Annotated in this window: 25 protein-coding genes; 14 read left to right on the top strand and 11 right to left on the bottom strand. The window is 71.8% G+C overall.

Annotated features, from left to right (window positions below):
• The first annotated feature begins 488 nt into the window (after positions 1 to 488).
• Positions 489 to 1532 carry a LacI family DNA-binding transcriptional regulator gene (locus tag A6A25_RS21205; protein ID WP_073892561.1) on the top strand — a complete coding sequence of 348 codons (1044 nt, stop codon included), beginning with the start codon at positions 489 to 491 and terminating at the stop codon, positions 1530 to 1532.
• Between the two features lie 10 nt (positions 1533 to 1542).
• Here the strand turns inward: A6A25_RS21205 and A6A25_RS21200 are convergent, their stop codons facing one another.
• Positions 1543 to 2106 carry a hypothetical protein gene (locus A6A25_RS21200; RefSeq protein WP_073892559.1) on the bottom strand — a complete coding sequence of 188 codons (564 nt, stop codon included), beginning with the start codon at positions 2104 to 2106 and terminating at the stop codon, positions 1543 to 1545.
• A complete protein-coding gene (locus A6A25_RS21195; protein WP_073892558.1) occupies positions 2106 to 3398 on the bottom strand; it encodes a lytic polysaccharide monooxygenase in 1293 nt (430 codons plus the stop codon). The genes A6A25_RS21200 and A6A25_RS21195 overlap by 1 nt, the downstream gene beginning before the upstream one ends.
• A gap of 132 nt (positions 3399 to 3530) precedes the next feature.
• Between A6A25_RS21195 and A6A25_RS21190 the strand changes: the two genes are divergently transcribed.
• Positions 3531 to 4424: a PfkB family carbohydrate kinase gene (locus A6A25_RS21190; protein WP_073892677.1), complete on the top strand. Its 894-nt coding sequence runs from the start codon at positions 3531 to 3533 to the stop codon at positions 4422 to 4424.
• On the opposite strand, the gene A6A25_RS21185 is transcribed toward A6A25_RS21190, so the two are convergent.
• Complete coding sequence (locus A6A25_RS21185; RefSeq protein WP_073892555.1) at positions 4401 to 4940, bottom strand: Scr1 family TA system antitoxin-like transcriptional regulator; 540 nt, start codon at positions 4938 to 4940, stop codon at positions 4401 to 4403. The two genes, A6A25_RS21190 and A6A25_RS21185, sit on opposite strands and share 24 nt — an antisense overlap.
• Before the next feature lie 140 nt (positions 4941 to 5080).
• Between A6A25_RS21185 and A6A25_RS21180 the strand changes: the two genes are divergently transcribed.
• From A6A25_RS21180 to A6A25_RS21165, 4 genes are all read left to right on the top strand, one after another.
• Positions 5081 to 5953, top strand: coding sequence for a helix-turn-helix domain-containing protein (locus A6A25_RS21180; protein ID WP_073892553.1), 873 nt, complete (start codon positions 5081 to 5083; stop codon positions 5951 to 5953).
• On the top strand, positions 5953 to 6303 hold the full coding sequence (locus A6A25_RS21175) for a DUF397 domain-containing protein (protein WP_073892551.1): 351 nt from the start codon (positions 5953 to 5955) through the stop codon (positions 6301 to 6303). The genes A6A25_RS21180 and A6A25_RS21175 overlap by 1 nt, the downstream gene beginning before the upstream one ends.
• 117 nt (positions 6304 to 6420) lie before the next feature.
• Positions 6421 to 7422 carry a C40 family peptidase gene (locus A6A25_RS21170; protein ID WP_073892550.1) on the top strand — a complete coding sequence of 334 codons (1002 nt, stop codon included), beginning with the start codon at positions 6421 to 6423 and terminating at the stop codon, positions 7420 to 7422.
• Positions 7423 to 7555: 133 nt separating this feature from the next.
• Positions 7556 to 7903, top strand: coding sequence for an STAS domain-containing protein (locus A6A25_RS21165; protein ID WP_073892548.1), 348 nt, complete (start codon positions 7556 to 7558; stop codon positions 7901 to 7903).
• Positions 7904 to 7908: 5 nt separating this feature from the next.
• On the opposite strand, the gene A6A25_RS21160 is transcribed toward A6A25_RS21165, so the two are convergent.
• The 3 genes from A6A25_RS21160 to A6A25_RS21150 all read right to left on the bottom strand — a co-directional run bounded on the left by A6A25_RS21160 (position 7909) and on the right by A6A25_RS21150 (position 10366).
• The gene (locus tag A6A25_RS21160; protein WP_073892547.1) at positions 7909 to 8688 is read right to left on the bottom strand and encodes an ATP-binding protein; all 780 of its coding nucleotides are present in this window, start codon (positions 8686 to 8688) and stop codon (positions 7909 to 7911) included.
• Positions 8689 to 8771: 83 nt separating this feature from the next.
• On the bottom strand, positions 8772 to 9518 hold the full coding sequence (locus tag A6A25_RS21155) for a sunset domain-containing protein (protein WP_073892545.1): 747 nt from the start codon (positions 9516 to 9518) through the stop codon (positions 8772 to 8774).
• 200 nt (positions 9519 to 9718) lie between these two features.
• The gene (locus tag A6A25_RS21150; protein WP_073892544.1) at positions 9719 to 10366 is read right to left on the bottom strand and encodes a hypothetical protein; all 648 of its coding nucleotides are present in this window, start codon (positions 10364 to 10366) and stop codon (positions 9719 to 9721) included.
• Between the two features lie 116 nt (positions 10367 to 10482).
• Between A6A25_RS21150 and A6A25_RS21145 the strand changes: the two genes are divergently transcribed.
• Positions 10483 to 10827 carry an ArsR/SmtB family transcription factor gene (locus tag A6A25_RS21145; protein ID WP_073892675.1) on the top strand — a complete coding sequence of 115 codons (345 nt, stop codon included), beginning with the start codon at positions 10483 to 10485 and terminating at the stop codon, positions 10825 to 10827.
• Positions 10824 to 11435, top strand: a complete 612-nt coding sequence (locus A6A25_RS21140; RefSeq protein WP_073892542.1) for an SRPBCC domain-containing protein — start codon at positions 10824 to 10826, stop codon at positions 11433 to 11435. Before A6A25_RS21145 ends, A6A25_RS21140 begins: the two co-directional genes overlap by 4 nt.
• A gap of 3 nt (positions 11436 to 11438) precedes the next feature.
• Here the strand turns inward: A6A25_RS21140 and A6A25_RS46400 are convergent, their stop codons facing one another.
• Both A6A25_RS46400 and A6A25_RS43200 read right to left on the bottom strand, forming a co-directional pair.
• Entirely contained in the window at positions 11439 to 11570 is a 132-nt protein-coding gene (locus A6A25_RS46400) for a hypothetical protein (RefSeq protein ID WP_274534332.1), read from the bottom strand.
• Between the two features lie 5 nt (positions 11571 to 11575).
• Positions 11576 to 11950 carry a hypothetical protein gene (locus A6A25_RS43200; RefSeq protein ID WP_073892673.1) on the bottom strand — a complete coding sequence of 125 codons (375 nt, stop codon included), beginning with the start codon at positions 11948 to 11950 and terminating at the stop codon, positions 11576 to 11578.
• Between the two features lie 114 nt (positions 11951 to 12064).
• On the opposite strand from A6A25_RS43200, the gene A6A25_RS21130 reads away from it, so the two are divergent.
• Positions 12065 to 12385 (top strand): DUF3140 domain-containing protein, encoded by a 321-nt coding sequence (locus A6A25_RS21130; protein WP_073892541.1) that lies wholly within the window; start codon positions 12065 to 12067, stop codon positions 12383 to 12385.
• A gap of 3 nt (positions 12386 to 12388) precedes the next feature.
• On the opposite strand, the gene A6A25_RS21125 is transcribed toward A6A25_RS21130, so the two are convergent.
• Positions 12389 to 13696, bottom strand: a complete 1308-nt coding sequence (locus A6A25_RS21125; RefSeq protein WP_073892539.1) for an NAD(P)/FAD-dependent oxidoreductase — start codon at positions 13694 to 13696, stop codon at positions 12389 to 12391.
• Between the two features lie 69 nt (positions 13697 to 13765).
• On the opposite strand from A6A25_RS21125, the gene A6A25_RS21120 reads away from it, so the two are divergent.
• The 4 genes from A6A25_RS21120 to A6A25_RS21110 all read left to right on the top strand — a co-directional run bounded on the left by A6A25_RS21120 (position 13766) and on the right by A6A25_RS21110 (position 18687).
• On the top strand, positions 13766 to 14482 hold the full coding sequence (locus A6A25_RS21120; RefSeq protein ID WP_073892538.1) for an HAD family hydrolase: 717 nt from the start codon (positions 13766 to 13768) through the stop codon (positions 14480 to 14482).
• A 23-nt stretch (positions 14483 to 14505) separates the two neighbouring features.
• Positions 14506 to 16824, top strand: coding sequence for a glycoside hydrolase family 65 protein (locus A6A25_RS21115; protein WP_143193320.1), 2319 nt, complete (start codon positions 14506 to 14508; stop codon positions 16822 to 16824).
• Positions 16825 to 17214: 390 nt separating this feature from the next.
• Complete coding sequence (locus A6A25_RS44160) at positions 17215 to 17379, top strand: hypothetical protein (RefSeq protein WP_158073781.1); 165 nt, start codon at positions 17215 to 17217, stop codon at positions 17377 to 17379.
• An 87-nt stretch (positions 17380 to 17466) separates the two neighbouring features.
• Positions 17467 to 18687, top strand: coding sequence for an ABC transporter substrate-binding protein (locus A6A25_RS21110; protein WP_073892535.1), 1221 nt, complete (start codon positions 17467 to 17469; stop codon positions 18685 to 18687).
• Between the two features lie 404 nt (positions 18688 to 19091).
• On the opposite strand, the gene A6A25_RS21105 is transcribed toward A6A25_RS21110, so the two are convergent.
• Complete coding sequence (locus A6A25_RS21105; protein WP_241828832.1) at positions 19092 to 19889, bottom strand: hypothetical protein; 798 nt, start codon at positions 19887 to 19889, stop codon at positions 19092 to 19094.
• 62 nt (positions 19890 to 19951) lie between these two features.
• Here A6A25_RS21105 and A6A25_RS21100 point away from each other — a divergent pair, with 62 nt between their 5' ends.
• On the top strand, positions 19952 to 20461 hold the full coding sequence (locus tag A6A25_RS21100) for a DUF2087 domain-containing protein (protein ID WP_073892533.1): 510 nt from the start codon (positions 19952 to 19954) through the stop codon (positions 20459 to 20461).
• Between the two features lie 131 nt (positions 20462 to 20592).
• On the opposite strand, the gene A6A25_RS21095 is transcribed toward A6A25_RS21100, so the two are convergent.
• Positions 20593 to 21420, bottom strand: a complete 828-nt coding sequence (locus tag A6A25_RS21095; RefSeq protein WP_073892669.1) for an aldo/keto reductase — start codon at positions 21418 to 21420, stop codon at positions 20593 to 20595.
• Between the last annotated feature and the right edge of the window lie 153 nt (positions 21421 to 21573).

The following is a 21573-nucleotide window of genomic DNA, read 5'->3' as shown; positions in this document are numbered from 1 at the left end:
CGTGTCATCCCGCCGACCTGGCGCAGCCTTACCGCACGTGTCAAGGGCGGCGCGTCCACCTTTGCCTGCTACTTCACTGGGACCTCGCGCCGCCCTTGACACGTGTGGTAACCCGGAGGGAGGTCGGTGGGATGACACGGAGTCCGGGACCACCAACCCAACGGGAGTTCCCAACCCAACAAGACGGAGACGGAACCGGGGGATGTCATCCTGCTGATCTGCCCGTCCGGCGAGGACGCTTTTGATCTTTCAAGCTTTCCACAGCCCCCCACAACTTCCCGCAGCTTCCCGCAGCTTCCGACTACGGTGCGGTAACCTGAGGGTTGCGCAGCGTCTCAATTACTGGACACTCACGGCACCTTCGACAGTTTCGACCCGAACGGCGATTGTTTCGAACGGGTTACGTGCGTCCCAAGTGATGAACAACCCACCGCCGTGAACCCTCGTCCAGCGGCTGGAACTGGGCTGCGCTGCCGTAGACTGCCCCCATGCCGACCAAAGCCGACCCGTCACCCTCGGATGGCACAGCCTCGGGCAAGATCACTATCGCCGCCATCGCGGCGGAGGCCGGGGTCTCGGTTCCGACTGTTTCGAAGGTTATGAACGGTCGCGCGGACGTGGCTCCGCACACCCGGGAACGGGTCGAGGCGATCATCCGGCGGCACGGCTACCAGCGGCGGGCGGACGAGCGGTCGCGGCGGTCCAACCTGGTGGAACTGATGTTCCACGAGTTGGAGAGCGCCTGGGCGCTGGAGATCATCCGCGGCGCCGAGCAGGTGGCCGCCGAGCAAGGTCTCGCGCTCGTGCTCTCCGAGTCGCAGGGCAGGCTCACGCCCGGCCACGGCTGGCTCGAAGGCGTCATCGCGCGCAAGCCCCTGGCCGTGATCTCGGTCTTCTCCGACCTCACCTCGCAGCAGCTCGCCAAGCTGCGCGCCCGGGACATCCCGGTCGTCGTGGTCGACCCGATCGGCGAACCCCAGCTGGAGACGCCCTCCATAGGAGCCACCAACTGGAACGGCGGCCTCACCGCCACCCGCCACCTCATCGAACTCGGCCACCGCCGCATCGCCATGATCGGCGGCCCGGAGCGGGTCCTGTGCAGCCGCGCCCGCGTGGACGGCTACCGCGCCGCGCTGGAGACCGCCGGCCTGGCCTTCGACCCCGCCCTGGTCCGCTACGGCGACTTCCACGTCGAGTCCGGCCGCGCCCAGTTCGCGCCGCTGCTCGACCTGCCGGACCCGCCCACGGCCGTCTTCGCCGGGTCGGACCTGCAGGCCCTCGGCGTGTACGAGGCGGCACGCGCCGCCGGTCTGCGCATCCCGGAAGACCTCAGCGTCATCGGCTTCGACGACCTCCCGGTCGCCCAGTGGGTGGGCCCGCCGCTGACCACGGTCCGGCAGCCGCTGCAGGACATGGCCGCGGCGGGCACCCGTCTCGCCATCACGCTGGCACGTGGTGAAGAGCCCGAACACCGCCGAATCGAGCTTGCCACCACGCTGGTGGTGCGTCAGAGCACCGCCGCGCCGCGCTGACGAGCCGCCTCTAGTGGTGGTGGCCCGGCTTCTGGACGTAGGTGCACCCCTCCGCCTCCGCGGGCAGGGTGTGCCCCACGTCCGCACCGGGCACCACCGGTGTGCAACGCAGTTCGTGCAGTCCCAGCAGCTCCAGGCCGAGCGTGCCGCTCAACGCGAAGCCGTTGCCGAACCCGAAGTCGGGGTTGTCCGAGACCTCGCCGCTCGACATCGCGCCCTTCCACGAGTTCTGGAAGTCCGCCAGCTTCTCCCGCTGGAACACCACCAGTCCGAGCCGCTCGTACGGCCCCGCCTCGCACGTCGCCCACTCCGCCACGTACGGCGCGTAGAGCTTCGCCCGCAACGGGCCGACGAACTCCCCGAACTCCTCCAACGTCCGCGGCACCACCTCGTCGCACTGCCCGGTCTTCTCCTCGACCCACTTGCCCACCTCCGACGAGGTGGCCAGCGGCGGCCCGAGGGCGTTGGCCCCCAGACCGTTGGGACCGGCCAGACCGGTGGAGTCGGTCGCCGCCGAGGAGCAGGCGACCGACCCCACCAGGAGCGCGACCAGGGCCGCGCTTCGACCCAACATCAGGCCGCGGCGCAGGAAGCGCCGTTGAGGGCGAACGACGTCGGGTTCGCGGGCGTCCCCTGCGACGTGCCGTTGAACCCGAAGCTCACCGTCTGGCCCGGCTGGATGTTCTGGTTCCAGCTCGCACCCTTCGCGGTCGCCTTGCCCGCCGCGACGGCGACCTCGGCCGACCACGCCTGGGTGATCCCGTGACCCGCGGGGACGTCCCAGACCAGCTGCCACGCGCTGACCGCGCTGGTGCCCGTGTTCTTCACCGACACGTTCGCGGTGAAGCCGCCGGACCACTGGCTGGGCACGCTGTAGGTCACCGCGCAGGCGCCCGGCGTCGTGCCGCCACCCGTGCTGGTGCGCACCGACACCACCGCCGACGGCGGCGAGGTGTTGCCCGCCGCGTCCCGCGCCACCACGTAGAACTGGTAAGCGGTGTCCGCGGTCAGACCGGTGACAGTGGCCGAGGTGCTCGACGACGTCGCGACCGCCACGTCGGTGGCGCCCGCCTCCCGGTAGACCGTGTAGCCGCTGACGGCGTTGTTGTCCGACGCCGCGGCCCAGCTCAGCGACACCGAGGTGGCCGTGGCCGTCGCGGTGGGCGTGCCCGGTGCCGTGGGCGCCTGGGTGTCACCGCCGCTGTTGCCGCCGCTGAAGATCACGTCCGAGCAGCTGTAGAACGCCTCGGGGCTGTCGTTGCGCTGCCAGATCGAGTAGATGATGTGGCGGCCGGACTTGTTGGGCAGGGTGCCGGTCCACGAGTACTCGCCGTTGCCCAGCGGCGGGTTGGTGATGCTGTCGAACGGCGCCGGCTCCAGGTCGGACCACTTCAGCGGCTGCGTGACGTCGAAGCCGTCCCGGGTCACGTACTGGTCCCAGCGACCCGGGTGGGGAGCCCAGGCGTTGTACTTGAAGTTGATCCGCGCGCCGGCCTGCAGCGTGGTCACCGGCCAGTCGTTGCGGGCCAGGTTGTAGGCGTCGTACTTGGTGGTGGGCCCGCACAGGTCGCCGTCGGCGATGATCTCGCGGTGCTTGCCGGCCGCCTGGCTGATCAGGTTGCCGTACCAGTCCCACAGCGGCTGCTTGCCACCGATCTGCACCGCGGCGACGCACGCCGGGTTCGCCGGGTTCAGGTCACCGCCACCGCTGTTCGCCCTGCCGTCTTCGTAGCAGGCGTAGGTGCGGCTTGCGGGGTACGTCATCGACCCGTGCGCCACCGCTACGCCGCTCTGGACGAAGACGCTGGTCACACCGACGATACCGAGCGCGGCCACGGCCAACGCCCCAAAGCGCTTGAGTCGCAAGGACCTTCTCCTTCAGATCGACGGTGATCTGTGAAACGGGGACTGGGAGCGCTCCCAGAATTACGATCGCATTACCGGTGACGCCACGTCAACGACCCGTTTCAACTGGTGGCCACCGGGTACCGCTCGACCATGCGGATCGCGGTGGTCGGTCAGATAGCCCGTGACCTGGTCTTGACAGTGCCGGAGGTGCCCGAACCCGGTGGTCGGGCGACGGTCGTGGAACGTCGCGAAATGCTCGGCGGCAAGGGCTCGAACATCGCGCGGGGCACCAGGCAGCTCGGCGCAACGGCCGCGCTGGTGGGCGTCGTCGGGGACGACCGGGAGGGCCGCCTGCTGGTCGAGCGGCTCGACGCGGACGGCGTAGCGACGACCGCGGTGGTGTGCCGGGAGGGCAGCCGGACGGCTCTGATCGTGGACGTCGTGTGCGACGGCAAGTACCGGTACCTGATGGACATCCCCACGTCGACCCTCGTGACGGCGCGGGACGTGCGGGCCGCCGCGGCGACGCTGGCCGGCGCGGACGCCGTGGTCGTGCAGCTGGAGCAGCCCGCCGAGGCGGCACTGGCGGCGGTCCGCGCCGCGAGCGGGCTGGTCGTGCTGGACGGCGCGCCGGACGGGCGCGCGGCCGAACTCCTGGCCGCGGCCGACGTGGTACGCGCCGATCACGCCGAGGCGGAGGCGTTGACCGGGCGGTCGATCACCGGGGCGGACGCGGCCGTCCGGGCGGGGCGCGAGCTGCTGGCCCGCGGGCCGTCGGTGGTGGCGCTGGAGGTGCCGGGCGAGGCGAACGTGCTGACGTGGGGCGAGGACTCGGCGGTGATCGGGTTGACCGACGAGGAGGTCGTGGACACGACGGGCGGCGGTGACGCGTTCGTGGCCGCGCTGACGGTGGCTTTGGTGCGCGGTGACAACCCGGAGGACGCGGGCAGGCTGGCCACCGCCGCCGCAGGTCGCGCGGTGCGCCACCCCGGCGGCCGCACGGACCTCACCGGGCTCTCGCTAGCCGCGCGCCAGTTCGGCTAGTCGGCCGAACAGCTCCTCCGCCGACCGGAGGTGGCGCGGTTCCTCGGTGAACATCGCGCGGTGCAGGTAGGCGTAGAAGACCACGGCCGGGCCGTCCGCGAGCACGAACCGGGTCAACGGGTGCTCGACGCCGGGGCAGTACCCGGCACTGCGCGGGATCACCCGGACCGTGACATCGGTGCGGTCTACCGCAGCGCCCTCCAGGACGTAGACCGTGCAGCGGTCGGCGTCGAGCCGTTCGAAGATCGGGTTGAGGCCCAACGGCGCGAGCACGTCGATCCGTACCGCGGTCCGGCACAGCACGTTGATCACGCACGTCGCCTCGGTGCCCCAGGCGCACCACATGGTCGGATCGGGCGTCGGCGCGGCCGCGACGCCCTTCTCCAACTCGGAGATGCGTTGCGGGGACTGCTGCGTGCGGTGAGCGAGTTCGGCCACGGTCAGACCGTTGGCCTCCCGGACCCGGCGCAGTTCCAACCCCAGCAGGCGGCTGCGCAGCGCGGGCTTGCGTTCCATCGGCGATTGATCGCTTTCGGTGGCGGCGTTCCTACCCCCCCGAAGCTATCTTGATACTTATCCGACTGTCGACTCATCGATCGAGTGCACTGTCGCTACGCTCTGTGTCGCTGTGACCACAGACCGACGGGACGAAGGACATGGGCGACGGCCCGATCTCCAGCACGGTGCAGGCGTGGGAACTCGGGCTGAGGCTGCGCGAACACCGGGAACGGCTCGGGCTCACGGCGGCGGCGGTCGGCAAGACGACCGGCATCGGCGGCACCAACCTGTCCGCGATCGAGTCCGGCAAGCGCCGGCTCACGGCGGCGAAGCTCGGTGACCTCGCCGACGCGTACGAACTGCCGGATGACGAGCGCGCCGACCTCGAAGCGCTGCGGGCGCAGACCGAGCGGCGCGAGTGGTGGTACGACTACGCGCGTCTCTACTCCGACGACTTCCTGCGGTTGCTGGGCTTGGAGGCGGGCGCGGAGAAGGTCTACGAGTACGCGCCCGACCTCGTCCCCGGGTTGCTCCAGACCGCCGACTACGCACGGGCCGTGATGCGGGCCGGCACGCCTTACATCCGGCCGGTCGACGTCGGCCCCCGACTGGAAACCCGGCTGGCGCGCCAGGTCCGGCTCGAGGCCGACGACCCGTTGCGGCTCGACGTCGTGCTCGGCGAGGCCGCGTTGCGGCAGTGGGTCGGCGATCCCGAGGTGGTGCGGGGACAACTGGCGCGGCTGCTGGAAGTCCTGGACCGGATGGGTGATCACGTCCGCGTCCGCGTCATCCCGTTCACGGCCGGGGCGCACCCGCTGCTCGGCGCGGCGTTGAAGATCCTTTCCTTTCGTTCCAACAGGCTCGGCGATCTGATGTACCAGGAGACCGCGATCAGCGGTGTCATCATCGACAAGCGCCAAGTGATACTCGAATCGGCGGCGAGCTTCGCGGAGACGTTCGACCGAGCGCTCGACGACCGCGACTCGCGCGAGTTCATCGACGCGGTCTACCACGAGATGGAGCGGTACTGATGCCCAACACCCCCTCGGCCTGGTTCAAGAGCAGCTTCAGCACGGCGTCGGGTGATTGCGTCGAGGTCCGGTTCGACGGTGACGTGGTCCTGGTGCGGGACACCAAGGACCGGGGACGGGGCCCGGTGATCACCCTCGACGCGATGCGGTGGGACGGCTTCCTCCGGCAGTTGCAGGCGGGTTCGGTCGACGCGGACGGCGCGTTGACGGTCCTGCCCGCCCCGCGCGGCGGAGTGATCCTCCGCGCCCGCCACGACGGCACCGCGTTGCGCTACACGCGCGGCGAGTGGGAGATGTTCCTGCGCGGCGTGCGGGCGGGCGAGTTCACCCACGCCGCCGCCGTCGCCTGAACCGGCGGGAAGTGGACCCCTTATGGACGAGCGACGGCGGGTTCCGTAACCTGTCCGAGACCTGGGCGGGGGTAACCCGTTCGGGCCCCACCCGGCTCAAGGAGGATTGCGCGAACCGTGGCGTCGAAATCCGCTCAGCGCACCGTCCGCGCAGCCCTGACGGCGACCGCCGTCTCCGCGCTGCTCGGCGCCGCGATGCCCCTCCCCCACGCCGCCGCCGACCCCGAGGCGCCCAACGCCTCGGAGGCGTTGAAGAGGTACAACGACCTCTCCCACGAGGCCGAGGCGCTGAACGAAGAGCACCTGCGGGCGCAGGAGGCGTTGTCCAACGCGCAGGGCGCGCTGGACCAGGCCAACCGCGACCTCACCGCGGCCCAGCACGCGCAGGAGGCGTTGCGCGGCCAGGTCGACCTGCTCACCGAGGCGTCGTTCGAGGGCGCGCGGTTCAGCCAGCTGTCCGCGTTGCTGGTCAGCGACTCGCAGCAGGACTTCCTCAACCGCATGTCCGCGCTCGGCGTGCTGGCGGGTGACAACGCGGAGGCGTTGCAGGGGCTCAGCGACGCCGTCGACCTGGCCAACGACGCGGCTCGCCGGGCCACCGAGGCCGCCGGTGCCGCGAACCAGGCGATCGCCGACATCGACCAGCGCAAGATCGCGCTGGACGGGCAGATCACCGAGGCGCGCGAGGCGTACCGCTCGCTGAGCGCGGCCGACCGGGCGATCCTGAACAACAAGGGCGACATGAGCGCGATCCCGGTGCCCCCGGGCAAGGCCGGTGAGGCGTTGGCGTTCGCCCTGTCGCAGCGTGGCAAGCCCTACGTCTACGGCTCCAACGGCCCCAACTCGTGGGACTGCTCCAGCCTCATGCAGGCGGCGTACCGGTCGGTCGGCATCGCGATCCCGCGCACCACGTACGGCCAGGCCACCATCGGCCGCTCGGTGTCGCGCAACGAGGTGAAGGCCGGCGACCTGATCATCTACTACTCGGGCCAGTCGCACGTGGCGATGGCGATCGACGGGCTGCGCGCGGTGCACGCCTCGACCGAGAACGCGCCCGTGAAGGTCCAGGACATCGAGTCCATCGGACCGGTCAACGTCATCCGGCGCGTGGTCGGCTGATCCCCCCGGATGGCTGGTCGCCGTCGGCGGAGGAGTTGCACACGTCCTGACGGGCGCTCACAGTTCCCCTGTGCCTAGGCTGGACGCGGTTGAGCAGACAGCCGCGCGCTGCCGACCACACCCAGGGGTGGACATGGAGGATTTCACCGACGCCGTCACGCTCACGGCGCGCGAGGTGACCGCGGGCGTGGTGGTCGTCGCCGTGGCGGGTGAACTCGACATGGCGACGGTGCCGGTGGTGGAGGAGTACGTCCGGCCCAGGGTGGGCGACGCGAGCCGGGCCCTGGTGCTCGACCTCTCCGGGGTGACGTTCCTCGGGTCGACCGGGATCAACCTGCTGATCGCGCTGCGGGCGGAGTGCGCCGCGGCGGGCGCGGAGCTGCGGTTGGTGGCGACCACGAAGGCCGTGCTGCAGCCGCTGGAGCTGACCGACCTCACCGGCCACTTCACAATCGTGGCGGCGGTGTGCGAGGCGGGCTGAGGTGATCAGTCGTCCAGCACGGCCCAGACCACCTTGCCACCCCGCGGCCACGGGTAGCAGCCCCACGTGCGGCTCAGCGCCGACACGATCGTGAGGCCCCAGCCGCGGGGGCGCAGCGGTTCGGGTTTCGGCTCCTTGGGCGGGTCCGGGCTCTCGTCGCGCACGGCGACGGTGAGTCGGTGGCCACGCAGTTCCAGGCGCAGCACGGGCGCGGAGCGGGCGTGGCGGACGGCGTTCTCCACCAGTTCGGTGGCCACCGTGACCGCGTCGTGGGCGAAGTGGGTGACGCTGCGGCGTTCGCAGACCTCGCGGACGAACTCCCGCGCCAGCAGGCCGCTGATCAGCTCGCCGGGCAGCTGCATCTCGTCACGGGTGCGTTCGGGCGGGCGTCCGACGGCGGCCAGGGCGGCGCGCAGCCCGGCGAACCGCGGCACCGCGCCGACCGCGGCACCGCTGCGGCCGCTGCTCGCGAGCGCGCGGCGGTGACCGGGCGACTCGCCGACCAGCATCAGCGGCACGCCCGGCCACTCCGCCACCCGCAGCCACACCGTGGCGAAGACCGACAGGAACACGGGCGTGACGCACTCGAAGCCGTCGTCCAGGCGCACGATGACGGCCGTCGGCTCGTCCACCGCGCACTTGAGCAGCCCGTCGCGCAGCTCGCGGTAGGTGGTCAGGTCCAGTCGGCCGGTCGGGCGGACCACGGCCGCGCCGTCGACGTCCGTGCGGTGGAGCGCGAACGCGGTCACGCCGCCGGCTCCGGGCCTGCGGTCTCGCGTTGGCATGGCGTCACCCCGACCGGTGAATACCCGGCCGGTGCAACCCTATTCGCCTGAACGCACTCCATGGCCGGCCCGGACGGCTCACCTCAGCGGGCGGACGAGGCGACCTTCGACTTCGGGGTCCACTGCGTGTAGCCGGCCTGCTCGGCCTCGGCGACCGAGCGGAACGTGACGTCGCCCTTCATGCGCTTGTAGTACGGCGAGTCCGGGGTGTGGAAGATCATCGACTTGGAGTTCGCCTTGACCTCCAGCGACTCGGGCGCGGCAGCCGGCTCCTCGACCACGACCGGCTCGGCAACAACGACCGGCTCGGTGACGGCGACCGGCTGCTCGACCTCGGGCTCGGCCTTGGCCTCGGCGACCACGTCCTCGACGGCCGGCGGCGCTGCCGGCTCAGCGGCGGCCTGGGGTTCGGCAGCGGCCTCGGACTTCTCGGCAGCCTTCGACTCCGCCACGACCTCGGGCTCAGCGGCAACCTCGGGCTTGGTGGCGGCCTTCGACTCCGCGACAATCTCGGACTTCTGGGCGGCCTTCGGCTCCGCGGCGACCTCGGGCTCCTGGCCGGTCTTCGGCTGCTCCGCCACGGGCTCGGGCGCGACCTCGGGCTCCGGCGCCGCGACGACGACGGGAGCGGCGGCGGTGTCGTCAGCCTTGGCGGCAGGGGTGTCGCCGGGCTCGGGCTTGGCGTGCTTGGGCTTGGACCCGGGTTCGGTGGACGGCGGGTCGAGGCGGGCGCGCAGGTCGACGATGGTGGGGTTGAGGCGCAGCCAGACGACCGCCGCGCCCGCCAGGAACGCCGCCACGCACAGGACGATGGTGAACAACCAGGACACTGCCAACTCCTACGGCCACAGCTTGCGGAACAGGGACGTCGACCGGACGCGTCACGACAGGCCGCGCGCAGCTCGGCGGGCAGGGCGGGCACCGCGGGCGTCGCACCCGCCGGCAGGACGTCGATGCCACCAGCTCGACCCGAAAGCACACGACCCGTCGGCCGAATTCACCGTGTCGGGAACCACAGACTAAGGACGTGTCAAGCGGCGTTCGGCAGCACCCCCTGCCTGCAGCCGCACCGGCTGCACACCGGGTGCGCGGGCAGCCGCACGTCGGCGAGCAGCTTGCGGGCGTCGTCGAACGTCGGAACCCGTTGCCCGGGAACCAACAAGCTGTCCAGCACCTCCTGCCGGCGCCGCGCCAACTCGCGCGCCCGCTCGACCGGATCCTTGAGCCGGGCGCGCACCCGCTCCCGCGACTGCTCACGGGCCAGGCTGCCCGCCGTGCTCAACGGCCGCCGGGGGCGCGGCTCGACCAGGCGGGCGTTGCGCCGGTTGATGCGCCACCAGGCGCCCAGCGTCATGCCCGCCACCGGGGGGCGCGCACGCCGCGCGCCCCCCTGCCACCACGAGCGCAGCCGCGCACGGAGGAAGTCGTGCGCCACCTGGTCGCGGCTCCTCGGGCTGCCCTGCCTGGTGCCGTCCGGCCTGCGGTCGACCGCCGCGAGCAGGGCATCGACGCTCCACCCCTCGCCGAACCAGGGCTCGACGACCCGGCGCACGGCGGCGCGGTGGGCGTCGGGCCAGGTCGCGCGCAGGCAGAGCGCCTCGACCGCCGTGTCGATCTCGGCGTCGGTCTCGGGGATGACACGGCCGGGCCACTGACGGGGATCGAGTCGAACACGCATCGCATGACTCCCTTCGAACGCGTACCGAACATCCGTTCGAGATAGTGCCACCGACCACCGACAATTCCGCTTCCTAAGATTTGACTTATATAAGCTGAGACTGAAAGATGCTGGTCGTGCACGCGTTCGACGTCCTCGGCGACCCGGTCCGTCGCCGCATCTTGGAGCTGCTCTCCGACGGCGAGCAGACCTCCGGCGCGGTCACGGAGGTGGTCCGCCGGGAGTTCGGCATCTCGCAGCCCGCCGTCTCCCAGCACCTGCGGGTGCTGCGCGAGAACGGCTTCGCCCGCGTCCGCGCGGAGGGCACCCGGCGCCTCTACGCGGTGGACGACCGAGGCCTGCGCGAGGTGGACGAGTGGCTCGACCGGTTCCGCCGGTTCTGGAGCGGGCACCTCGACGCGCTGGCCACCGAACTCGCGCGCGGCAAGCGCGAGAGGCGACTCAAGGAGGAACAACAGTGATCGACATCGCCGGCCGGCTCAAGGCCATCCACCGCGAGGTGAGCGAGGGCTCGGAGGAGACCATCGGTGTGCTGCTGCGCCGCACGTACGACGCGGCGGCGGCGGACGTGTGGGACGCGCTGACCGACCCGGACCGGCTCAAGCGCTGGTTCCTGCCGGTCGGCGGCGACCTGCGGGAGGGCGGGACCTTCCAGGTGGAGGGCAACGCGAGCGGCGAGGTCCTCACGTGTGCGCCACCGAAGCTGCTGCGGGTGACGTGGGGTGCCCCGTCCAGCGTCGTGGAACTGCGCCTCACCGAGGACGGCGACGAGCGCACCACCGTCGAGCTGGAGCACACCGTGCCCAAGACGATGGCGGGCAGCGGCGCGGGCGCGCTGTACGTCGGGCCCGGCTGGGACGAGGCGCTGCTCAGCCTGGCCCGGTTCCTGGCGGCCGAGGTGGCCGACGACCCGGTGGCCGCCAGGAACACGCGGGAGATGCAGGAGTACAACCTGGGGACCATCGACGCGTGGACGGCGGCGGTCGAGGCCTCGGGCACCGCGACGGACGAGGAGCTGGCGGCGGCCGTCACGGCGGCGAAGGCCCAGTACGCGCCGGACCTCACCTGACGCCTACGGTTCCGAGACCTCGGATTCGACCGCGTCCAGCGTCGTCTCGATGCCGTCGAAGCCGGGGTCCACGGGTGCCGCGTCGTCGGCACGGCACCCGGTCACCGCGAACAGCAGCACGAAGGCGGCGACCACGGCCCTCACTTGGCGCCGCAGTGCTCGGCTTGGAAGGTGTCCACGCGACGCTGGGCGTCACCCAGCTTGGCCAGCTGACCGTCGCGCCGCTCCAACCGGCGTTCCAGTCGCGAGACCCGGGCGGTGTTGCCCACGTCGCGCGCCTTCTGCGCCTGTGCCCGCAGCCACGCCGTCGACCCCGGCACGTCGGCACCGCCGTTGATGCGGGTGGTGAGCCGGGTGATGCGCTCCTCAACCTTCGGCGCCCGCTCCTCGCACAGCTTCTTCACCTGTTCGGGGCTGATCGTGATGGGCGAGTAGTCCTGGGCGGCGGCGACGCCGGTGGACGTGAGGCCGAAGGCGGCGGTCGCGATGACCGCGAGGCGAATCCAAGTGTCCATGGCGACCACCATGGCGGGACAGGGTGTGGAGCCCGTGCGACGAATGTTCGGATCACGCAAAGTTCTCGAAACCGGCCCGTTTCACCCGCCACCCCAGCGGCAACCCTCTCCCCCATGACCGACACCTTGTGGGACGAGTTCCACCGCGTAGTGAACATGACCTCGCACGAACTGGAGGACTGGCTGCGCACCCGCTCGGCGGACGAGCAGAGCGAGACCGTGCCCGAGCACGCGGGCACGCCGACCGGCCAGGAGGTGCTGCGGGTGCTGCGCAAGCGCCGCACGGACCTGACCACGGAGGACGTCAAGGTGATGCGCAAGGTCGTGGACCGGGTGCACGAGCAGCGGCGCGACGACCTGGAGCCGACGGCGGGCGAGGCGCACTGGCGGCACCGGCTCATGTCCATCGGCCACGACCCGCTGAAGCCGGCTTGAGCTTCAGCCCCGGTGGGCGGCGCCGACTTTCTCGGCGTCCCCCAACCGCACGCCCGCCTCGGGCACCAGCCCGAACTGCACGACCTGGCGGCGGGCGAGGAGGTCGGTGAGCCAGTCCACGGCCACCCGCAGCCGGTTGCCGGGCATCGCCAGCAGGTGGTAGCCGCGGGCCACGGCCTTCGCGGGCAGGCCGGTCAGCGGCACGTGCAGCGGGTCGGCCACCGCCTGTGAGCCGGCCAGGTCGACCACGAAGCCGAGGTCGCGGTGCCGATAGGTGCCGACCGTGCCGTGGCCGAGGGAGGCGGCGACGTTGCGCCCGGCGAGCTTGCCCTGGCGCTGAGCGTGTTGCGCGGTCATGGGTGTCGGCTTGCCGTCGTTGAACACGTCCGGCACGGCCGCCACGTCACCGGCGGCGAACACGTGCGGGTGCGTCGGCACGGCCAGCGTCGGGTCGACCACCACCCGACCCTTCACGGTGGCCAGCGAGACGGACTCCACCAACGGGTCCGGCCGCACGCCCACGCACCACACCACCGTCCGGGTCGGGATCTCGCTGCCGTCGGTCAGCTTCGCGCAGTGCGCGGTGACCTCCTCGACGCTGGTCTCCAGCCGCACGTCCGCGCCACGGGCCCGCAGCACCCGCGCCGCCGGTCCGGACAGCCGTTCGTCCAGGCCGGGCAGCACGCGCGGCGCCATGTCGACCAGCACCCACTTCACCTCGGACTCCGACAACCCGTTGCGCCCGCGCAACGCCGACCGGGTGAGCTGCTGGCCCTGCGCCACCAGTTCCGTGCCCGTGTACCCGGCGCCGACCACGACGAACGTCGCGCGCGCGGCCCGTTCGGCCGGGTCGGTGGCCTGCTCGGCCAACTCCACCTGCCGCAGCACGTGGTCGCGCAGGAACACCGCCTCGGCGACCGACTTGAACCCGAACGCGTGCTCGGCCACCCCCGGGATCGACAGCAGCCGGGTGACCGAGCCCGCCGTCAGCACGAGCCGGTCCCACTCCAGGACGTGCTCGCGCCCCTCGACGTCGACCGCGGTGCACGTGCGCGCGGCCAGGTCGAGCCCGGTGGCGTGCGCCTGCACCAGGCGGGTGCGCGGCAGCTTGGGGCGCAGCGGCACGGCCACCCGGCGCGGGTCCAGCGATCCGCCCGCGACCTCGGGCAGCAGCGGGACGTAGAGCATGTAGTCGGTGGGGTTGACCGCCACCAGTTCGGCGGCGTCGGCGGGCAGCACGCGTTCCAGCGTCCGCAGGCAGTGGTAGCCCGCGAAGCCCGTTCCGACGACCAGCACGCGCGGCTCGCCCATGACCGTTCCCTCCGCCGATGTGCGTTCCGCCAGCGGGTACCCCGCGGTCGGACGGGGTAGACAACGACCATGGCCCTGGGACTGCCCGACGCGATCACCGCCTGCCTCTTCGACCTCGACGGCGTGCTGACCAGCACGGCCGTGCTGCACCGCCGCGCGTGGCGGCGCACGTTCGACGACTTCCTGCGCCCGCGCGGCGAGCCTCCGTTCGCCGAATCGGATTACCTCAAGTACGTGGACGGCCGGCCCCGGTACGACGGGGTGCGCGAGTTCCTCGCCTCGCGCGGCATCACGTTGCCCGAGGGCGAGCCCGACGACCCACCCGACGCGGACACCGTGCACGGCGTCGGCAACCGCAAGAACGACCTGCTGGAGGCGATCATCCGACACGAAGGTGTGACGCCCTACGCGGGTACGGTGCCGTACCTGCGCGCGGTCGAGGACGAAGGATTGGGCATCGGTGTGGTGACGTCATCGGCCAACGCCCGCAAGGTGCTCGACGCGGCGGGCCTGAGCCCGTTCGTGCGGGCGCTGGTGGACGGCGTGGTCATCAGCCGCGACGGGCTCAAGGGCAAGCCCGCGCCGGACTCGTTCCTGGTGGGCGCCCGGCTGCTGGGCGTGAGCCCGGAGCACGCGGCGGTGTTCGAGGACGCGCTGGCGGGCGTGCGGGCCGGTCGAGCGGGCGGGTTCGGGCACGTCGTGGGCGTGGACCGGACCGGTCAGCGGGAGGCGTTGCTGGCACACGGCGCGGACGTCGTCGTCGAAGACCTCGCGGAGCTGCTGTGACCGGTTGGGAGATCCACCCCTGGATGGTGCGCTGGGACGGCCTCGCGGTGGACCAGCTGCGCCGGACCGAGTCGGTGTTCGCGCTGTCCAACGGGCACATCGGCCTGCGCGGCACGCTGGACGAGGGCGAGCCGCGCGGCCTGCCCGGCACCTACCTCAACGGCTTCTACGAGGCGCACGCGCTGCCGTACGGCGAATCCGGCTACGGCTACCCCGAGGCCGGGCAGACGGTCGTCAACGTCACCGACGGCAAGGTGATCCGGCTGCTGGTCGAGGACGAGCCGCTGGACATGCGCTACGGCCGGGCCCACGCGCACCAGCGGGAGCTGGACTTCCGCACCGGCACGCTGCGCCGCTGCACGGAGTGGGAGTCGCCGACCGGCCGCCGGGTGACCGTGCGCACCGAGCGGCTGGTGTCGCTGACCCAGCGGGCCGTCGCGGCGATCCACTACGAGGTCGTGCCGGACGAGGACGTGCAGCTGGTCGTGCAGTCCGACCTGCTGGCCAACGAGCCGGTGGAGAACGAGGGCGACGACCCGCGGGTGGCGGCGGCGCTGAACGAACCGCTGGTGTCGGAGTTCGCGCACGCCGAGGACTACCGGGCGGTGCTGGCGCACCACGCGCGCAACTCGGGGCTGCGGATGGCCGCCGCGATGGACCACGAGCTGGAGGTCGAGGACGGCGTGCGCACCGAGATCCACGCCGAGGGCGACCTGGCCCGCTTCACCGCGGCCGTGGACGTGCCCGCCGGGGGGAAGCTGCGGCTGGTCAAGTACCTGGGTTACGGCTGGTCCGCGCAGCGGTCGATCCCCGCGCTGCGCGCCCAGGTGGAGGCGGCGCTGGCGGGCGCGCGGCAGACCGGCTGGGACGGCCTGCTGGCCGAGCAGCGCCGGTTCCTGGACGACTTCTGGGAGGCCGCCGACATCGAGCTGCACGGCGACGACGAGTTGCAGCAGGCGCTGCGGTTCGCGCTGTTCCACATCATGCAGGCGGCGGTGCGCGGCGAGACGCGGGCGATCCCGGGCAAGGGGCTGACCGGCCCGGGGTACGACGGGCACGCGTTCTGGGACACCGAGATGTTCGTGCTGCCCGTGCTGGCCTACACCGTGCCGGAGGCGGCGCGGGACGCGTTGCGGTGGCGGCACTCGACGCTGCCCAAGGCGCGGGAGCGGGCCGAGGTGCTCGGCCAGCGCGGCGCGGCGTTCCCGTGGCGGTCGATCAGCGGCGCGGAGTGCTCGGCGTACTGGCCCGCGAGCACGGCCGCGTTCCACGTCAACGGCGACGTCTCGCACGCCGTGCTGCAGTACGTCAACGCCACCGGCGACCGCGCATTCGAACGGGAGTGCGGCGGCGAGATCCTGGTGGAGACGGCGCGGCTGTGGACGTCGCTGGGGCACCACGACCAGCACGGCGGGTTCCGCATCGACGGGGTGACCGGGCCGGACGAGTACTCGGCCGTGGTGGACAACAACATCTACACCAACCTGATCGCGCAGAAGAACCTGCGCGGTGCGGCGGAGGCGTGCGAGCGGCACCCCGACGTGGCCGATCGGCTGGACGTGACCGCCGAGGAGGTGCAGTCGTGGCGCAAGGCCGCGGACGGGATGCTGATCCCGTTCGACGACCTGCTCGGCGTGCACCAGCAGGCCGAGGGGTTCACCTCGCACGCCGAGTGGGACTTCGAGAACACCGACCCCGACGAGTACCCGTTGCTGCTCAACCGGCCGTACTTCGACCTGTACCGCAAGCAGGTGGTCAAGCAGGCCGACCTGGTGCTGGCGATGCACGTGCGCGGTGACGCGTTCACGCCGGAGCAGAAGGCGCGCAACTTCGCCTACTACGAGTCGCGGACGGTGCGCGACTCGTCGCTGTCGGCCGGGTCGCAGGCCGTGCTGGCGGCCGAGGTGGGAGCGTTGCGGCTGGCCTACGACTACCTGGCCGAGGGGGCGTTCACCGATCTGCACGACCTGCACCGCAACGTCCACAACGGACTGCACATGGCGTCGTTGGCGGGCGCGTGGGTCGGCCTGGTGGCCGGGTTCGGCGGGATGCGCGACCACGACGGCGAGCTGTCGTTCGCGCCGCGCCTGCCGCCGGGGCTGACCAGGATGGCGTTCCGGATGTCGTGGCGCGGCACCCGGTTCGCGGTGGAGGTCGAGGGCGGTTCGGTCACCTACCGGATCGTCACCGGCGGGGTGCTGCGCACCAGCCACCACGGCGAGCCGATCGTGGTGGAGCCGGGCCACCCGGTCACGATGTCCACACCGGACCCGCCGGAACCGCCCGAGCTGACCCAGCCGCCGCACCGCGCCCCGGCGCGGAGGGTGCCGCCGGTCCGCTGATCGTTCACAGGCGTTCCGGGGGTGGGCGGAACGCCGGAACCAGGGCCGGGCAAGGAGATCGGCGATGAGGTGCCCGGCCGGACTCTTGGGGGGAGGGGAGTCCGGCCGGGACTTGTCAGGCGGCCAGTTGGGGGGCGGTGGCCGCCTAAGCCCTCATCGCAGGCACGGGTACCCCTGTTACCGGAGTTCAACCATCCGATTTGGCCTTGGCACCGTGATCCGCGTCATCACCCGCCAGAGCGCACCGTCCACTGCCTCGTGCAGGGGCTTGACCAGCGCGGACGATCTCCGCGGCCGGGCGGGCGCGCTCGGCCGGCCGCGACGCGGAAGGTAACCCACAGGAGTGAGAGGGGCAGCGCTGCGGCCCGCGGCCGGACAGGATGCCGAAACGTGAGCTCAACACCGATCTACGACGAGTTGGCGGCCACCTACCTCGCCGACCTCATCCCCGAGCCGGCCGGTTCCGACGGGCCGGCGGAACCGGCCGAGCGGCCCGCGCCCCCGGCCGCGCCGTCCGCACCGCGGCCCCAGCCGCAACCCCGTCCGAAGGTCTGAACCACTTCCGATCTTGACACCGCCTCGCGCAGCGGAGTAGGACGAACGCAGCCCGTAAAGGTCGCCTACCCCGAAGGGTGGAGCGGAATGCGTGGACGAGCGCTGCTCCTGGCAGCAGCCCTGTTCGCCGCCGGCGCGTGCAACGCAGAGCAGATCGACCCCCCTGAACAGGTGACACTGACCTGGTGGGACTACCTGAACCACTCCCCCATGGCGGACCAGGCCGTGGACAGCCTCCTCACCCGTTACCAGACCGAACACCCCGACGTGCGGATCGAGCGGACGTCCCTGCCCCGCGCCGAGTTCCAGGCCAAGCTCGCCGAGGCGACCGCGTCCGGCGTGTTCCCCGACATCGCCGCGGTCGACACCACCGACCTGCCCCGGCTGGCCGAGGGCGGCGCCCTGGCCGACGTCACGGACCGCTTCGACCGGTGGGACGTCGGCGACCGGTTCCTCCCGCCGGTGCGCGACAGCGTCGTCCACGAAGGCCGCGTGCACGGCGTCCCGCTGCGCACCACCACCACCGCGCTCGTCTACCACCGGGACCACTTCACCGCGGCCGGCCTCACCGACCCGCCGACGACCTGGGCGGGGCTGCGTGCCGCGGCGAAGGCCCTGACCACGGCCGACCGGTCCGGCCTGTGCTTCGGCGCGAAGGACGACGACCTGACCGCCACGCTCCTGCCGCTGCTGTGGCAGGCGGGCGGTGACGTCACCGACCTCGGCGACGAGGCGTCCCTCGACGCCCTCGCCCACCTCGACGGCCTGGTGAACGCCGACCGGAGCACCCCGGCGGACGTGCTGGGCTGGACCGACGCCGACGCGCGGCAGCGGTTGGCCGAGGGTCGCTGCGCGATGGCGGTCACCGGGCCGGCCGCGATCCCCGAGCTCAACCAGGCGGGGCTGGACTGGGCGGCGGCGCCGCTGCCCGACGGCGCGGCGGGTGCGGCGGGGCTGCTGGGCGGCGAGACCTGGGTGATCGGCCGCCACGGCGAGGTCGACCGGGCGTGGGACGTGCTCACCTGGCTGGCCGAGCACCCCGACAACACCACCGAGTTCGGCGGCGGCCTCGGCGCGCTGCCCAACCGCACCGACACCGTGGACGACCTGGCCTGGCGGTGGGACCCGAACGTGCCCGGTTTCACCGGTGGGCTGGGGTCGGCGCGCAACCGCACCGCGTACGGCGCGAAGTACCCGGAGGTGTCCCGCGCGCTCGCCACCATGGCCACCCGGGTGCTCACCGGCGAGCGACGCCCCGATCAGGCGACTGCGGACGCCAGGGCGGAGATCGACCGGCTGCTGCGCTGACCGGGCGGCACGGGCGTCGACCTGCCGCGACCCGCCGATCAGCCGTAATGCCGGACCGTGTTGCGCGATCTGACCCATAGGGGTAATGCACCGGCGGCCGAGGGTGAGCCGAACGGGCCCGGGTAACCCCGTGTCATGCGGAACGAGGCAGTCTTGACCGAACGGCGTACGGGGAAGAAGACCCGGCCGGGGACCGAGGCCGGGAGCCGCTCCTTCAGCCGGGCTCAGCTGCTCGCGCTCCTGGTGGGCGTGCTGCAGATCGTGCTCGCGTCCTTCCCGTTCCTGCCGATGGGCGACGGCGCCATCCACACCCTGTACGTGTGCACGGGCGTGGCCGGGGTCCTGCTCGCGTGGCAGCACCGGCACGCGCGGATGTACGGCGTGCTCCTGCTGCTGCTCTACGGTCAGCTGTTCATCACCGACGCGGAGGAGACCGGCGTCCTGGGCCTGCCGACGTGGGAGACGCTGGCGTACGGGCGGGCCGCCCTGGCGGGCGTGGTGATCGCGCTGGTGCCCGCGTTCAAGCGGCGGTAGTCGCCCGCGGTCAGGGTGCCGTCGGGGTGGAAGCGGAGCTTGGCGTCGCCGCTGCGCGCGATCGACTCGAACATCGCGAGGTCGGACTTGGTGGTGGGCCGCCAGTACATGTGGGCGCCGTGGGTGACGCCCATGTCCATCGACATCATGGTCGCCACCGCCCGGTCGTACCGGCGCCGGCTCAGGTCCGCACCACCGGAGGCGCGGATGTCGAACACGTCGTGGTCGCCGGTCAGGGGCCGCAGCCTGCCGCGCCGGTCGAAACCGTGCACCACGCCGTCCCGCACGACGTACTCGCCGCGCCGCTCGAACCGGTCCATCTTGTCCCGCAGCGCCTCGAACTCGACGCGCCGCTGGTCGTAGCGGCGCAGCAGCCGGTCGTGCAGGTCGAAGCGGGGTAACTCGGGCCGGAAGTAGCCGACCAGGCCGCGGTGGCGGCGGGCCGCGCCGAGCCGGACGTCGAGGTCGTCGATGGTCTTGGCCTTCACCGCCTCGGGTTTGGGCAGCGCGCCCTCGCGCAACCACGCCACCGCGTGCGGGTTCGTCGCCCGCACGTCGATGACCAGGTCCTGCTCGGCGGCCACCTGCTGGAACTTGCGGGCGTTCTCGATCGGCATGCCGAAAACCGGCTCCACCGACGACAGGGGGAAGAGGTGATCAGTGCGCACGGCTATTAAGGTCCGCCCCAAATGGGCGTGCACCAGCCCGCCGCCTTCGGTTAGCTCGAAGCGTGACCCCTGATTCACTGATCGGACTGCTGGCCGAACCCGAACGGTTGCGCGTGGCCGCCGCGCTGGTCCTGGGCGCCCGCACGAGTGCGGACATCACCGCGGCGACCGGGTTGGACGTTCGGAGGGTCGAGAACTCGTTGCGCCGACTGCGGTCGGCGGGACTCGTCGTCACCGACGGGTCGGGCTTGCGACTGCGCGAGGAACTGTTCAAGGAGGCCACCCGGGTCGAACAGGCGAACCGGGCCCCGGAGGACCCGTTCGTGCGAGATGGGCGGCTGGTGAAGCTCCCCGCGCAGCGCGGGCGCAGGCGGGCGGTGCTCGAACAGGTGAGCACCGCGTTCGAGCCGGGTAGACGGTACCCCGAGCGGGACGTGGTGGAGGTGCTGAAGCGGTGGTGCGACGGCGGTGAGGTCGACCACGTGACCGTGCGGCGGTACCTCGTGGACGAAGGCCTGCTCAGCCGGGCCGACGGCGAGTACTGGCGGTCCGGCGGCCCGGTGAGCGTCTAGCGCGGCCGGTGCGCGATGAGTGTCTGGCGCGGCCGGTCGCGCGGTGAGTGTCGGGCGCGGCCGGCGGCGCGACGGTGCGGCCGTGGGTCGTTCTGTGGTCGGATGTTCGTAGGTCGGGTGTTCGGCGGGGATCAGCCGAACGTGTCGGGGTCGGGGCCGGTGCGCTCGTCCCGGTCCAGGCCCTTGATGCGCTCCATGTCCTCGGCGTCCAGCTCGAAGTCGAACAGGGCGAAGTTCTCCGCGATGCGGCTGGGCGTCACCGACTTGGGGATGACCACGTTGTCCAGCTGCACGTGCCAGCGCAGCACCACCTGTGCCGGTGTGCGGCCGTGCTTGGCCGCGATCCCGGTGATGACCGGGTCGGACAGCAGCGCGCCGCCCTGCGCCAGCGGGCTCCACGCCTCGGTCGCGATGCCGTGCCGGGCGTGGAAGGCGCGCAGGTCGGCCTGCTGGAGCCACGGGTGCAGCTCGACCTGGTTCACCGCGGGCACCGCGCCGGTGGCCTCCACGATCCGCTCCAGGTGGGCGGGCTGGAAGTTGGACACGCCGATCGCCCGGACCCGGCCGTCGGCGTGCAGCTTGCCCAGCGCGCGCCAGCTGTCGACGTACCGGTCCTGCTTGGGTGCGGGCCAGTGCACCAGGTACAAATCGACCCGGTCGAGGCCGAGCCGGTCGGCGCTGGTGTCGAACGCGCGCAGCGCCTCGTCGTAGCCTTGGTCGGAGTTCCACAGCTTGGTCGTCACGAAGATGTCATCGCGCGGCACGGACGAGTCGGCGACGGCCCGGCCGACGGGCTGCTCGTTGCGGTAGGCGGCGGCCGTGTCGATGCTGCGGTAGCCGACCCGCAACGCCTCGGTCACCGCGGCGTAGGTGTCCTCAATGGACACCTGGAAGACACCGAAACCGAGCTGCGGCATGGTGACGCCGTTGTTCAGGGTGATGGTCCTCATGGGCATCATCATGCCCGCTGTCAACGCTTCCCACGGGCTGGAGCGCGGTGACGGGCGGTGGAGCGGGACGCACCGATCGGGTGAGGTCGGGGTCTCGAAAGCAAAAGATAAAGAGCGTCCTCGCCGGACGCTGGCGTTTTAACCCGTTTGTGCTGGTCGGTC

The organism is Saccharothrix sp. CB00851 (assembly GCF_001905065.1).
GTDB lineage: Bacteria > Actinomycetota > Actinomycetes > Mycobacteriales > Pseudonocardiaceae > Actinosynnema.
Note: the sequence above shows the minus strand (reverse complement) of the source record. Positions and strands in the feature narration are given on the sequence as shown.